Raw genomic sequence first — 13655 nt, 5'->3', positions numbered from 1 at the left:
CGCTCCGACGGATGCCGATTGGGACGGTCCGAAACGCCGACCCAAACCCTAACGTTGAAGTTTAGGGTTACCAGTGTCTCTGTTCGCTGGACTCTTCCGAACAGGACACTAAGTCGACAAGTGGCGCACGTTCAACGAACACGCCGAACCTCCCGTTTTTCTTTTCACCCTATGTGATCACCCGTAGCGCTGGCCAACCAGGGTGCTGACCGGCGCCGATGTCCGTCAACTGCCGGACGAGGCGGGCGCGGTGGGGGCACTTACGTCGAAGTGCCCCGCTTTGGGAGTGGCCTTGAGGAGCGCGGTGAGAACCCGGGCCTTGACCGGACCGTGTTCGCCGCTGCCCCAGTAGACGGTGCGCCCCCTGCTCAGCTCCAGAGTGACGGAGTCGTACGAGGTGACGCGCACGACACGAGTGTCCCGGGCGATTTCCGCCGGGAGTTCACCCCGGACGCGCACCGCCTCCCGCAGCAGCCGGTCCGCGCCGAAGCGGCGCAGGCTCGGCGAGGAGGCGGTGTCGAGGACGAGCCGGGGGACGCCCTTGGGCGCCTTGGCGACGGTGGCGAACCGCATGCCCGTCACGTCCACTTCGGTGAACTTTCCGCCCTTTTCGATGACCAGCACGGGCTGCCGTTCCGTCACTTTCAGCCCGATTCCGTGCGGCCACGACCGCACGACGTCCACCGACTCGATGCGCGGGAACCCCTCCCGGAGCCGGGCCTCGATGGCCTCGGTGTCGACGGTGACGAGCGGGGCGCCGACGGGCACGGCGGCGACCGCCTCGATCTCGGCCGGGGTGAGCACCTCCGCACCGGAAGTCTTCACACGTTCCACACGGAACCAGGACGATCCGTAGAGCGCCCAGATCCCGCCGGCCACGAGTGCGAGAACGCCGAAGGCGATGAGGAGCGTTCGGGTGCCGGGTACCCGGAACCTCCGATTCCGGGTACCCGTGCGCGACGGACCGCCCGACGACCCCTTCGACCTGCTCGTGCCGCTCTTCTCGGCGGTCGTCGGTCCGGCTGCCACGTGGCGCCTCCTGCCCTCAGCCGCCGCGCTACGCCTGTCGGCGGGCGGCGATAGCCTCGTACACCATGCCGACGAGCAGCTCGTCGGCGTCCCTGCGGCCGAACTCCGCGGCGGCGCGGGACATCTCGTACAACCGGTGCGGATCGGCCAGTACGGGCAGGACGTTGCCCTGCACCCACTGCGGCGTCAGCTCCGCGTCGTCGACGAGGAGTCCGCCGCCGGCCTTGACCACCGGCTGGGCGTTGAGCCGCTGTTCACCGTTGCCGATGGGCAGCGGGACGTACGCGGCGGGCAGCCCGACGGCGGAGAGCTCGGCGACGGTCATCGCGCCCGCCCGGCAGAGCATCATGTCGGCAGCGGCGTACGCGAGATCCATCCGGTCCACGTACGGTACCGGCACGTAGGGCGGCATTCCGGGCATGTTGTCCACGCGCGGCATTTCGTTCTTCGGGCCGACCGCGTGCAGGATCTGGATGCCGGAGCGCTGGAGCACCGGGGCGATCTGCTGGACGACCTCGTTGAGCCGCCGGGCACCCTGCGAGCCGCCGGAGACCAGCAGCGTCGGCAGGTTGGGGTCCAGGCCGAAGGCGGCGCGCGCCTCGGGCCGCACCCGCGCCCGGTCGAGGGTCGCGATGGTGTGCCGCAGCGGGATGCCGATGTAGCGGGCGTTGCGGAGCTTGCTGTCCGGGGTGGCGACGGCGACCCCGGCCGCGTACCGCGAACCGATCTTGTTGGCCAGACCGGGCCGGGCGTTGGCCTCGTGGACCACGATCGGCACCCCGAGGCGCTTGGCCGCGAGATAGCCGGGCAGGGCCACGTAGCCGCCGAAGCCCACCACACAGTCGGCCTTGGTGCGCTCCAGGACCTGCTCGGCGGCCTTGATCGTGCCGCGCAGCCGCCCGGGGACGGTGATCAGCTCGGGGGTGGGCTTGCGGGGCAGCGGTACGGCGGGGATGAGCGCCAGCTCGTAGCCCCGCTCGGGCACGAGCCGGGTCTCCAGACCCTTCTCCGTGCCGAGCGCCGTGATTCCCACGCTGGGGTCCTGCCTGCGCAGGGCGTCCGCGAGGGCCAGCGCGGGCTCGATGTGGCCGGCGGTCCCCCCGCCGGCGAGTACGACATGCACCGAAATTCACCGCTCTCCGGACGGGCGCTTCTTGACGCGCCGTCGCATCGACTTCCATCTCGTCCCGGCCCGCTTGCCCCAGCCGGGGCGGCGCATGGCCAGCGCCGCTTTCGCGGCGGGTTCCTGTCGCGCGAAGGCGATGAGGAGCCCGACGGCGAACATGGTCGGCAGCAGGGCCGACCCTCCGTAGGAGAACAGCGGGAGCGGGACCCCGGCGATCGGCAGCAGACCGAGCACCGCACCGATGTTGATCACGGCCTGGGCCGTGATCCACGTGGTCACACCTCCCGCGGCGAACCTCACGAAGGGGTCCTCCGTGCCTCCGGCCACGCGGATACCCGCATAGCCTAGGGCCGCGAACAGGGCGAGTACCGACAGCGTCCCCGCGAGACCCAGTTCCTCACCGGTGACCGCGAAGATGAAGTCGGTGTGCGCTTCGGGCAGTTGGCCCCATTTCTCGACACTCGCACCGAGTCCGGAACCGAACCATCCACCCGAGGCCAGAGCATAGATTCCGTGCGCGGCCTGGAGGCAGGGGGCCCCCTCCCCACCGGGATCGGTGGCGCCGATGCAGTCGAAGCGCTTCATCCTGTTCGCGCTCGTCTTGATCAGCAGGAAGCCGATCGCGCCGGCCACCGAGAGCACCCCGACGAAGAGCCGGGTGGGCGCTCCCGCGGTCCACAGGAGGCCGAAGAGGATGGCGGCGAGGATGATCGAGGTGCCCATGTCGCCGCCGAGCATGATCAGTCCGAGCAGCATGAAGGCGCCGGGGACCAGCGGCACCAGCATGTGCTTCCACTGGGTCAGCAGCCGCATGTCGTGCTTGCGGGCGAGCAGGTCGGCCCCCCACAGGATCAGCGCCAGCTTGCCGAACTCGCTGGGCTGGAGCTGGAAGGGGCCGCCGAGGGAGATCCAGTTCTGGTTGCCGTTGACCGCGTGCCCTATCCCGGGGATCTGCACGAGCACCATCAGGAAGACGGCGCCGACCAGGATCGGGTAGGCGAGCGCCCGGTGCAGCTTGACCGGCATCCGGGAGGCGACCAGGAGCAGCGCGGTGCCGAGCAGGGCGGCGAAGAACTGCTTCCGGAAGAAGTAGGAGGGCACCAGGTCGTAGGTGAGCGCCGTGATCATCGAGGCGCTGTAGACCATCACGAGGCCGAGCGTGGTGATGAGCATGCCCGCGCCGATGATCACGTAATACGCCGTGAGGGGCCGGTCCCAGGCCTTCCGGCCGCGCTCGTAGAGGCTCCGTACGCCTCCGCCGCCTCCCCGCCGCGGGGTCGCGGGGGCCCGCCCTCCGCCGCGTACGGCGGAAGGCCGGCGTGTCCCTGCGATCTTGCTCGGCATCGGTCGCTGCCCCTCTGGTCGTGCCCGGTCCGGCCGGACCCTCCCGGCGGTCGGGTCAGGCGTCCCCGGTGGCGAGGGCGCGGACCGCGTCCGCGAAGGCCTCGCCCCGCTTGTTGTAGTTGGTGAACATGTCCATCGAGGCGCAGGCCGGGGCGAGGAGGACCGTGTCCCCCGGGCGGGCGAGCCGGGCCGCCTCGCGGACCGCCTCGGACATCGCCCCAGTGTCGGTCCGGTCGAGGTCCACCACCGGGACTTCCGGGGCGTGTCGCGCGAGGGCTTCGCGGATCAGCGCGCGGTCGGCGCCGATCAGGACGGCCCCGCGCAGCCGCTTCGCCGACTTCTGGACGAGTTCGTCGAAGGTGGCGCCCTTGGCGAGGCCGCCGGCGATCCAGACGATCGGGTCGTAGGCCGCCAACGAGGCTTCGGCGGCGTGGGTGTTGGTGGCCTTGGAGTCGTCGACGTACGCGACTCCCCCGACCTCCTCGACCAGTTCGATGCGGTGCGGGTCGGGCCGGAAGGCCTTCAGCCCGTCGCGTACGGCCTTGGCGTCGACGCCGAAGGCGCGGGCGAGGGCGGCCGCGGCGAGCGCGTTGGCGATGTTGTGCGGGGCCGGCGGCTGGACGTCGGCGACCTCGGCGAGCTCCTGGGCGTTCTTCTGCCGGTTCTCGACGAAGGCGCGGTCGACGAGGATGCCCTCGACGACGCCGAGCTGGGAGGGGCCGGGGGTGCCGAGGGTGAAGCCGATCGCGCGGCAGCCCTCCTCGACGTCGGCCTCGCGCACCAGGTCCTCGGTCACCCGGTCGGCGACGTTGTAGACGCAGGCGACCTGGTTGCCCTCGTAGATCCGGCCCTTGTCGGCGGCGTACGCCTCCATGGAGCCGTGCCAGTCGAGGTGGTCGGGCGCCAGGTTGAGCACGGCGGCCGAGTGGACGCGGACCGAGGGCGCCCAGTGCAGCTGGTAGCTGGAGAGTTCGACGGCGAGCACGTCGTACTGCTGCTCGCCGAGGACGGCGTCGAGGAGGGAGACCCCGATGTTGCCGACGGCGGCGGTCCTGAGGCCGGCGGCCTCCAGGATCGAGGCGAGCATCCGCACGGTCGTGGTCTTGCCGTTGGTGCCGGTGACCGCGAGCCAGGGGGCCGCGTCCGGGCCCCTCAGGCGCCAGGCAAGCTCGACGTCGCCCCAGATCTCCACGCCCGCCTCGGCGGCGGCCGTGAAGAGCGGCTTGTCGGGCCGCCAGCCGGGGGTGGTGACGATCAGCTCGGTGCCGGACGGCAGGGTCGCCCCGTCGCCGAGGCGGACGGTGATGCCCTCCGCCTCCAGCTCCGCCGCCTGGGCCCGGGAGCGCTCGTCGTCGCCGTCGTTGACGACGGTCACGAGGGCGCCGAGCCCGTGCAGGACGCGGGCGGCCGGGATGCCGGACACCCCGAGCCCCGCGACGGTGACCTTCTTGCCGTTCCAGTCGAGCTGTTCCGTCACTTCTCTGCTGCCCATCCCGCGTAGAAGAGGCCCAGGCCCACGATCACGCACATGCCCTGGATGATCCAGAACCGGACGACGACCAGGACCTCGGACCACCCCTTGAGTTCGAAGTGGTGCTGGAGCGGTGCCATCCGGAAGACCCGCTTGCCGGTCATCTTGAACGAACCGACCTGGATGACCACGGACATCGTGATCAGCACGAACAGGCCACCGAGCAGAGCCATCAGGAACTCCGTACGGGAGCAGATGGCGAGGCCGGCGAGGGCGCCGCCGAGGGCGAGCGAGCCGGTGTCACCCATGAAGATCTTGGCGGGCGAGGTGTTCCACCAGAGGAAGCCGAAACAGGCGCCCATCAGCGCGGAGGCGACGACCGCGAGGTCGAGCGGATCGCGCACCTCGAAACAGGCGTTGGGGTTGGTCAGCGTCACCGCGTTGGCGCAGGACTCCTGGAACTGCCAGAGCCCGATGAAGGTGTACGCGCCGAAGACCATCACCGAGGCGCCGGTGGCCAGGCCGTCCAGACCGTCCGTCAGGTTCACGCCGTTGGACATGGCCAGGATCATGAACAGCGCCCAGACCACGAACAGCACCGGTCCGATGGACCAGCCGAAGTCCATGATGAAGGAGAGCCTGGTGGAGGCCGGGGTGAGCCCGCGGAGGTCCGCGAACTGCAGCGAGAGCACGGCGAAGGCGATGCCGACGATCAGCTGGCCGGCCATCTTCGCCTTGGCCCGCAGGCCGAGCGAACGCTGCTTGACGATCTTGATGTAGTCGTCGAGGAAGCCGACGAGGCCCATGCCGGCCATCAGGAACAGCACCAGGACGCCCGAGTATGTCGGGTCCTCGCCGGTGATGACCTTCGCCAGGGCGTACGCGATGAGCGTGGCCAGGATGAAGGAGATGCCGCCCATGGTGGGCGTGCCCTTCTTCCCGGCGTGGCCGCGCGGGCCGTCGTCGCGGATGAACTGCCCGTATCCCTTGCGGGCGAGGAGCTTGATCAGCAGCGGGGTGCCGATCAGGGTCAGGAAGAGCCCGATGGCCCCCGCGAAGAGGATCTGCCTCATCGGCCGGTGACCTCGCCCTCGGTGTCGAGGAGAGCCAGGGCGACCTTTTCGAGACCGACCGACCTGGAAGCCTTCACAAGGACGACGTCCCCCGGGCGCAGCTCACTGCGCAACAGGTCGACAGCCGCCTGCGCGTCGGACACGTGCACCGACTCCTCACCCCACGAACCCTCGTTATATGCGCCCAGTTGCAGCCAGGACGCTTCCCTGTCCCCGACCGCGACGAGCTTGCTGACGTTGAGCCGGACGGCGAGCCGTCCGACCGCGTCGTGCTCGACGAGCGATGCGTCACCGAGCTCGGCCATCTTGCCGAGCACCGCCCACGTGCGGGCCCCGCGGGCCTGTCCGGCCCTGCCCATGGCCGCGAGCGCGCGCAGGGCGGCTCGCATGGACTCGGGGTTCGCGTTGTAGGCGTCGTTGACGATCGTCACGCCGTCCGGACGCTCGGTGACCTCCATGCGCCAGCGCGACAGGGTGCCGGCCTCGGAGAGCGCGGTGGCGATCTCCTCGACAGGCATGCCCAACTCGTGCGCGACGGCGGCCGCTGCGAGCGCGTTCGACACGTGGTGCTCACCGTACAGGCGCAAGGTCACGTCGCTGCACCCGGTGGGTGTGTGAAGCCTGAAAGAAGGCTGTCCGGAGTCTGTGAGGCGGACGTTCTCGGCCCGTACGGCCGCTTCGTCCGCTTCGCCGAAGAAGGTCACGCGGGCCTTGGTGCGGCTCGCCATCGCGCGGACGAGGGGATCGTCGATGTTGAGGACCGCGACCCCGCCCTCCTCGGCCGAGGGCAGCGACTCGACGAGCTCGCCCTTGGCCAGGGCGATCTGCTCGCGGCCGCCGAACTCGCCGATGTGGGCGGTGCCGACGTTGAGGACGAGGCCGATACGGGGCGGGGTGAGCCCCGTGAGGTAGCGGATGTGTCCGATGCCGCGGGCGCCCATCTCCAGGACCAGGTGCCGCGTCTCGTCGCTCGCGCGGAGCGCGGTGAGCGGCAGGCCGATCTCGTTGTTGAGCGAGCCGGGCGTCCACACGGTGGGCGCGTGCCGGTCGAGGACCTGGGCGATCAGGTCCTTCGTGGAGGTCTTGCCGGCCGAGCCGGTGAGGGCGACGACATCGGTGCCGAGCCGTTCGACGACCGCGCGGGCGAGGGCTCCCAGTGCGGTCTGGACGTCGTCGACGACGAGGGCGGGGACGCCGACGGGCCGGGCGGCGAGCACGGCCGTCGCACCGGCGGCGACCGCGCGTTCCGCGTAGTCGTGGCCGTCGACGTGCTCACCGGCGAAGGCCGCGAAGAGGCTGCCGGCCCGCACCTCGCGGGAGTCGATGACGACGGGCCCGGTGATCCGGGCGGCCGGATCCGGTATGTCGTGCGCCTGCCCGCCGACGATTTCGGCGATCTCGGCGAGGGAGAGGGCGATCACTGCTTCATCCCTGACTGTTCTGGTGGCTGGCTTCGGCGCCTTCGTCCGCCGGGGCGGCCGGGGCGTTCTGTTCGAGGATCACCGCGCGCAGGACCTCGCGGTCGTCGAAGGGCCGTACGGTCCCGGCGATCTCCTGGCCCTGCTCGTGGCCCTTGCCGGCGACCAGGAGGGTGTCGCCGGGGCGCGCGCGGCGGACGGCGGCGGCGATGGCGGCGGCCCGGTCGGGTTCGACCAGGACGTCGCCGCGCTCCCCCGCCGGCACCTCGGCGGCGCCCGCGAGCATGGTGCTGAGGATCTTGAGCGGGTCCTCGGAGCGGGGGTTGTCGGAGGTCAGGACGGCGGTGTCGGCGAGCCGGGCCGCGGCGGCGCCCATCGGGCCGCGCTTGGTGGTGTCCCGGTCGCCGCCGCAGCCGATGACCACGTGCAGCCTGCCCTCGGTGACCTCGCGCAGGGAGCGCAGCACCGACTCGACGGCGTCCGTCTTGTGCGCGTAGTCGACGACGGCGAGGTACGGCTGGCCGGCCTCGACCCGCTCCAGCCGGCCGGGGACGCCGGGAACCGCGGCGACGCCTTCGGCTGCTGCCTTCGGGTCGAGGCCCGCGGCGGCGAGGGTGGCGATGGCGGCGAGGGTGTTGGCGACGTTGAAGGGGCCGGGCAGCGGGGCGGTGGCGGGGATCCGCTCGCCCTCGGGGCCGACGGCGGTGAACGTCGAGTCGTGGGAGCCCAGGACGAGGTCCTCGGCGCGCCAGTCGGCGTCGGTGCGGCCCTCGGCGGAGAAGGTGAGGACCGGGACGGTCGCCTCCCCGGCGAGCCTGCGGCCGTACGCGTCGTCGAGGTTGACCACGCCCAGGCGGCTGCGCTCGGGCGTGAAGAGCCCGGCCTTCGCCCGGTAGTAGTCCTCCATGTCGGAGTGGAACTCCATGTGTTCCGGGCTGAGGTTGTTGAAGACGGCGACGTCGAAGACGCAGCCGTCGACGCGGCCGAGCACCAGGGCGTGGCTGGAGACCTCCATGGCGACGGCGTCGACGCCCCGTTCGCGCATGACGGCGAAGAGCGCCTGGAGGTCGGTGGCCTCGGGGGTGGTCCGCTCCGACTTGATGCGTTCGTCGCCGATCCGCATCTCGACGGTGCCGACGAGACCGGTGCTGTGTCCGGTGCCGCGCAGTCCGCCCTCGACGAGGTAGGCGGTGGTGGTCTTGCCGGAGGTGCCGGTGATGCCGATCTGGAGGAGGCCCTCGCCGGGCCGCCCGTAGATCTCGGCGGCGAGTTCGCCCATCCGGCCGCGCGGGTCCTCGACGACCAGGACCGGCAGGCCGGTCTCGGCGGCGCGCTCGGCGCCCGTCGGGTCGGTGAGGACCGCGGTGGCGCCGAGTCCGGCGGCCTGAGTCACGAAGTCGGCGCCGTGGAGGCGGGCTCCGGGCAGGGCCGCGTAGACGTCGCCGGGGCGCACGGCCCGGGAGTCGTGGGTGATCCCCGAGATCTCGGCGGTCCGGGAGACACCGGGGACGTCGACGCCCAGCTGCGCGGCCAGGTCGCCCAGGGGTGTCGGGCGGGCCTGCTCCGGCCGGGGCGGGGTGGTTCGGTACTGATCAGCGTGTGGCACGGCGGTGAGCGTACCGGGCGCACCCTGTGGGGGGCCAAAAGAGCCCGGGGCCTCGCCGGAGTTCGATTTCCGGTTCCCGGAATGGGGGGTGATCGTTGTCACTGGTGCTCCCGGAGGGTCACGGGGTGGGGACGAATTCGACCGGCAGTCGGGCGGGTGCGCTCCCGGTGGGGGCGACGTGGAGGGTCTTGAGGGCGAACTCCATGACCTTCTTGTAGATGGGGCCGCAGATCTGTCCGCCGAAGTAGTTGCCCTTGGTGGGGTTCTGGATGGCGCAGTAGACGGTGATCTCCGGGTCGTCGGCGGGGGCGAATCCGGCGAAGGAGGCGGTGTAGCCCTTGTAGCGGCCGAGTTCGGGGTCGACACGGTTGGCGGTGCCGGTCTTGCCGGCGACGCGGTAGCCGGGGATGGCGGCCTTCTTGCCGGTGCCCTCCCGGTCGTCGACGACGGACTCCAGCATCTGGGCGAGGGTCTTGGCGGTCTTCTCGCTGACGACCCGGGACTCCTTGGGCTGGGCGGCGGGGGTGAAGCGCCCGTCGGGTCCCTTGGTGCCGCGGACGAGGCTCGGCTCGACGCGTACGCCGCCGTTGGCGATGGTCGAGTACACGGAGGCGGCCTGCAGGGCGTTCACGGAGAGGCCCTGGCCGAAGGGGATCGTGTACTGCTGCGAGGTGGACCAGTCCTGGGGCTTGGCGAGGATGCCGGGGGTCTCGCCCGGGTAGTTCAGGCCGGTGGGGCTGCCGATGCCGAACTTGCGGAGGTAGCCGTGGAGGACGCGGTTGGACTCGGCCTGGGTGTCGCCGAGCCGGCCGGTGGCGAGGATGGTGCCGATGTTGCTGGACTTGGCGAGGACGCCGTTGAGGGTCAGGTACCAGGTCTTGTGGTCGACGTCGTCCTTGAAGAGCCGGTCGCCGCGGTGCAGCCGGTTGGGGACGGTGACATGGGTGTCGGGGGCGGCCTTGCCCTCCTCCAGGACGGCGGCCATGGACATCAGCTTGCTGGTGGAGCCGGGCTCGTAGGCGTCCTGGAGGGCGGCGTTGCCCATGGCGGCGGCGTTGGCCGCGGAGAGGTCGTTGGGGTCGAAGCCGGGGGCGTTGGCCATGGCGAGGACCTCGCCGGTCCTGGTGTTCTGCACGACGACGTAGCCGCGGTCGGCCTTGGACTTCTTCACCTGCTCGGTGATGGCCTGCTGGGCGGCCCACTGGATGTCCCGGTCGATGGTCAGCTCGATGTCGGAGCCGGGGACGGCGGGGGTGCCCTGGGAGCCCGCGGTGGGCACCTGGCGGCCGCGCGACTCGGTGAAGCGGATCTTGCCGTCCTGGCCGGCCAGCTCCGTGTCGAGCATGGACTCGACGCCGCCGGCGCCCTTGCCCTCGGCGTTGACGTAGCCCAGTATCCCGGCGGCCAGCTCGCCGTTCGGGTAGACACGCTTGCTGCTGGGTTCGCTGAGGACGCCGCCGAGGAGGTTGACGCCGGTACCGCCGTTGGAGCGCTGGGCCTTCTGCCCGTAGACGCGCTTGAGGTCCCTGATCTGGTTCCAGACCTGGGGGGTCTGCTTGCGGGCCAGCAGGGTGTAGCGGGACTTGGGGGTGCGCAGCTTCTTGGCCAGCTCCGCGGGCTCCTTGCCCAGGAGCGGGGCGAGGAGGGCGGCGGCCTGTTCCGGCGCGTCGGGGAGCTTGGACTCCTCGGGCGTGAAGAGCTTGGGGTCGGCGGTGATGTCGTACGCGTCGACGCTGGCGGCGAGCGCGATGCCGTTGCGGTCGGTGATCTCGCCCCGCTCGGCGGAGAGCGTGTACTCCTGGAAGCGGTACCGGTCGGCCTTGGCCGCGTACGCGCTGGCGTCGACGGCCTGGACCTGGAGCAGCCGCACCACGAAGACCAGCATGACGAGGGTCAGGCCGAAGGAGATCAGCCGCAGCCGGGGGCGCGGGCTGCCGAGCCGGATGGTGCGGGGCTGCCGGGCCGGGGGCCGGGACGGGGTCCGCTTCGCGGCCGCCGGGCGCGGGGCGGGGCGGGACGGGCGGGCTCCGGCGGACGCGGGCCGGGGGCGCGCGGGCCGGGCGGGTCCGGGAACGCGGCGGCGCGGGGGCTCCTTGGAGGGCACTGCTCGGTCACCTGCCGGAGGGTTGAGTGGGGGGAGCTGCGGGCTCGGTCCGTGCCTGGCCGGTGGCGCCCGGACCCGTGGAGGCGGGGGCGCCGGTGTTCGCGGGCGGCTTCGGGGTGCCGGCCGACGCGGGCGGGGTCGGCTTCGCGCTCGGGGTCGGGCTCGGCTTCGGGGCGACCGCCTCCGAGGGCACGCCGAGCACCTTGCCGTCCGGGCCGAGGAAGGCGGGGCTGCCGCCGGGCACCATGCCCAGCTCGCGGGCCCGCCGCTCCAGGGCGTCGGGCGCCGCGTAGTCGTCGACGTCCCGCTGGAGCGCCTGCTCCTCGTCGGTCAGCTCGGTGGTCCTGTTCTTGAGCTCGTTCAGCTGGAAGGAGCCCTGGTTGAGGGCCGAGTTCAGCAGGAGCAGGGTGATCAGGCCACCGCCGAGGAGCACCACGACGAGCAGGACGAAGGGGGTGCGGGCCGCCGTGCTCGGCCCGGAGGGCATGAGCCGTCCGAGTCGCGCGGCCCGCCCTTTGAGGGGCCCCTTCGCCGTGCTCACCGGACGTCCTCCCGGATGCGCTCGGCGCCCCGGAGCCGGGCCGGGGCGGCGCGCCGGTTCTCGGCGACCTCCTCCTCGGTGGGCAGCTCGGCGCCGCGGGTGAGCAGCTTCAGCCGGGGCTGGTACTTCTCGGGGACGACGGGCAGTCCGGGCGGGGCGGTGGTGGCCGCGCCGGCCGCGAAGACCTGCTTGACGATGCGGTCCTCCAGCGACTGGTACGAGAGGACGACGACGCGGCCGCCGACGCCGATGGCCGCGACGGCCGCCGGGATCGCCTTCTCGACGCTGTCGAGCTCGCGGTTGACCTCGATGCGCAGGGCCTGGAAGGTGCGCTTGGCCGGGTTGCCGCCGGTGCGCTTGGCGGCCTGCGGCAGCGAGTCGCGGATCAGCTCGACGAGCCGGGCGCTGTTGGTGAACGGCTCCTTGTCGCGCTCGCGCACGATCGCCGAGACGATCCGCTTGGCCTGCTTCTCCTCGCCGTAGGCGCGGAGGATGCGGACCAGCTCGCCGGGTGCGTAGGTGTTGAGGACCTCGGCGGCGCTGATGCCGGTCGTCTGGTCCATGCGCATGTCGAGCGGGGCGTCCTGGGCGTAGGCGAAGCCTCGGTCGGCCTCGTCCAGCTGCATCGAGGAGACACCCAGGTCGAAGAGGACGCCGTCGACGGTGGGCAGGCCGAGCCGGTCGAGGACCTCGGGCAGCTCGTCGTAGACCGCGTGCACGAGCGTGGCGCGCTCCCCGTACGGGGCGAGCCGCTCGCCGGAGAGCCGCAGGGCCTCCTTGTCGCGGTCGAGGGCGACGAGCCGCACCTCGGGGAACCGCTTCAGGAGTGCCTCGCTGTGGCCGCCGAGGCCCAGGGTGCAGTCGACGACGACCGCGCCGGGGCGCTCCAGGGCGGGGGCCAACATGTCCAGGCACCGCTGGAGCATGACCGGGACGTGTCGGTCGTTGCTCAATGCGCCCTCTCAGATCCGGCGCGGAGGTGACCGGCGAGCGGGAGGAGGCCGAGCCGTAGGTACCGCCGCACACACGGGGGAGAAACCGCGGAAATCGCTCGTTGTCTCCGTGAACTTCGCGCCACTTTAGTCCACCGGACGCGCCGGTCAATCAACCGACTGGCGCGTCGCACGGCGCCGGACGACCGGGCGGACATTCCGGGCGGCTCACTCGTTCGGGGCCGTCCCGGTGGCGCCTGTGGGTTAGCTCACAACAAGGCTCATTGCGGTTCTTTGTCCGCTCTCACAGCGGGCCCGGGAGCCCTGTGACCATTAACGTCGGAACCATGTCGACCTCCGCGCACCCCTCTGCCGACGCCATAAGCACCGGCGGCACGGTCACCGACCGTCTCGTCGGGGCGAACGAGCGCTACGCCGCCGATTTCACCGACCCCGGAATGGACGCGCGCCCCGTACTGCGCGTCGCCGTCGTCGCCTGTATGGACGCCCGTCTCGACCTGCACGCGGCCCTCGGCCTCGAGCTCGGCGACTGTCACACCATCCGCAACGCCGGCGGTGTCGTCACCGATGACGTCATCCGGTCGCTCACCATCAGCCAGCGCGCCCTGGGCACCCGCAGCGTGATGCTCGTGCACCACACGAACTGCGGTCTGGAGTCGCTGACCGAGGACTTCCGGCACGAGCTGGAGGACGAGGTCGGGCAGCGTCCGGCCTGGGCGGTCGAGGCCTTCCGTGACGTGGACCAGGACGTCCGGCAGTCGATGCAGCGGGTGCGGACCTCCCCCTTCCTGCTGCACTCCGACGACGTCCGGGGCTTCGTCTTCGACGTGACGACGGGTCTCCTGCGCGAGATCGACCCGTCGGCCGACTCGTCCTCCGACCCGGCGTAAGCACCCAAACCCCGGCATTCCCTCCGCACTTGTCCGCGGGCGAGTGACACGACACGGCCCCGCGAACAAGAATGCTCGGGTGACACCCCCCGGAGATCCC

Annotated in this window: 11 protein-coding genes; 1 reads left to right on the top strand and 10 read right to left on the bottom strand. The window is 71.5% G+C overall.

Going from position 1 to position 13655, the window contains the following annotated elements; translation table 11 throughout:
* Nucleotides 1–225: 225 nt before the first annotated feature.
* The 10 genes from ASD33_RS17320 to rsmH form a co-directional block, all read right to left on the bottom strand.
* Nucleotides 226–1029 carry an FtsQ-type POTRA domain-containing protein gene (locus tag ASD33_RS17320; RefSeq protein ID WP_056560606.1) on the bottom strand — a complete coding sequence of 268 codons (804 nt, stop codon included), beginning with the start codon at nucleotides 1027–1029 and terminating at the stop codon, nucleotides 226–228.
* A gap of 28 nt (nucleotides 1030–1057) precedes the next feature.
* Nucleotides 1058–2152: an undecaprenyldiphospho-muramoylpentapeptide beta-N-acetylglucosaminyltransferase gene (gene murG / locus ASD33_RS17315; RefSeq protein ID WP_056560603.1), complete on the bottom strand. Its 1095-nt coding sequence runs from the start codon at nucleotides 2150–2152 to the stop codon at nucleotides 1058–1060.
* Nucleotides 2153–2158: 6 nt separating this feature from the next.
* On the bottom strand, nucleotides 2159–3499 hold the full coding sequence (gene ftsW, locus ASD33_RS17310) for a putative lipid II flippase FtsW (protein ID WP_056560602.1): 1341 nt from the start codon (nucleotides 3497–3499) through the stop codon (nucleotides 2159–2161).
* Between the two features lie 55 nt (nucleotides 3500–3554).
* Nucleotides 3555–4991 (bottom strand): UDP-N-acetylmuramoyl-L-alanine--D-glutamate ligase, encoded by a 1437-nt coding sequence (murD, locus tag ASD33_RS17305; protein ID WP_056560599.1) that lies wholly within the window; start codon nucleotides 4989–4991, stop codon nucleotides 3555–3557.
* Nucleotides 4973–6043, bottom strand: coding sequence for a phospho-N-acetylmuramoyl-pentapeptide-transferase (mraY, locus tag ASD33_RS17300; protein ID WP_056560596.1), 1071 nt, complete (start codon nucleotides 6041–6043; stop codon nucleotides 4973–4975). The genes murD and mraY overlap by 19 nt, the downstream gene beginning before the upstream one ends.
* The gene (murF, locus tag ASD33_RS17295; RefSeq protein WP_056560593.1) at nucleotides 6040–7464 is read right to left on the bottom strand and encodes a UDP-N-acetylmuramoyl-tripeptide--D-alanyl-D-alanine ligase; all 1425 of its coding nucleotides are present in this window, start codon (nucleotides 7462–7464) and stop codon (nucleotides 6040–6042) included. Before murF ends, mraY begins: the two co-directional genes overlap by 4 nt.
* A 4-nt stretch (nucleotides 7465–7468) precedes the next feature.
* The gene (locus tag ASD33_RS17290) at nucleotides 7469–9067 is read right to left on the bottom strand and encodes a UDP-N-acetylmuramoyl-L-alanyl-D-glutamate--2,6-diaminopimelate ligase (RefSeq protein WP_242427017.1); all 1599 of its coding nucleotides are present in this window, start codon (nucleotides 9065–9067) and stop codon (nucleotides 7469–7471) included.
* Nucleotides 9068–9185: 118 nt separating this feature from the next.
* Nucleotides 9186–11171, bottom strand: a complete 1986-nt coding sequence (locus tag ASD33_RS17285) for a penicillin-binding protein 2 (RefSeq protein WP_056560587.1) — start codon at nucleotides 11169–11171, stop codon at nucleotides 9186–9188.
* 7 nt (nucleotides 11172–11178) lie between these two features.
* Nucleotides 11179–11712 carry a septum formation initiator family protein gene (locus tag ASD33_RS17280; protein WP_242427016.1) on the bottom strand — a complete coding sequence of 178 codons (534 nt, stop codon included), beginning with the start codon at nucleotides 11710–11712 and terminating at the stop codon, nucleotides 11179–11181.
* Complete coding sequence (gene rsmH / locus ASD33_RS17275; RefSeq protein WP_079044824.1) at nucleotides 11709–12665, bottom strand: 16S rRNA (cytosine(1402)-N(4))-methyltransferase RsmH; 957 nt, start codon at nucleotides 12663–12665, stop codon at nucleotides 11709–11711. Before rsmH ends, ASD33_RS17280 begins: the two co-directional genes overlap by 4 nt.
* Before the next feature lie 326 nt (nucleotides 12666–12991).
* On the opposite strand from rsmH, the gene ASD33_RS17270 reads away from it, so the two are divergent.
* Complete coding sequence (locus tag ASD33_RS17270; protein ID WP_056560578.1) at nucleotides 12992–13555, top strand: carbonic anhydrase; 564 nt, start codon at nucleotides 12992–12994, stop codon at nucleotides 13553–13555.
* Nucleotides 13556–13655: the final 100 nt, after the last annotated feature.

The organism is Streptomyces sp. Root1304, assembly GCF_001426405.1.
Taxonomy (GTDB): domain Bacteria; phylum Actinomycetota; class Actinomycetes; order Streptomycetales; family Streptomycetaceae; genus Streptomyces.
Note: the sequence above shows the minus strand (reverse complement) of the source record. Positions and strands in the feature narration are given on the sequence as shown.

What these genes read in the sequence shown, in the direction of transcription:
- ftsW (WP_056560602.1), bottom strand. Translation starts at nt 3,499, where the DNA reads ATGCCGAGCAAGATCGCAGGGACACGCCGGCCTTCCGCCGTACGCGGC.
- murD (WP_056560599.1), bottom strand. Translation starts at nt 4,991, where the DNA reads ATGGGCAGCAGAGAAGTGACGGAACAGCTCGACTGGAACGGCAAGAAG.
- mraY (WP_056560596.1), bottom strand. Translation starts at nt 6,043, where the DNA reads ATGAGGCAGATCCTCTTCGCGGGGGCCATCGGGCTCTTCCTGACCCTG.
- ASD33_RS17270 (WP_056560578.1), top strand. Translation starts at nt 12,992, where the DNA reads ATGTCGACCTCCGCGCACCCCTCTGCCGACGCCATAAGCACCGGCGGC.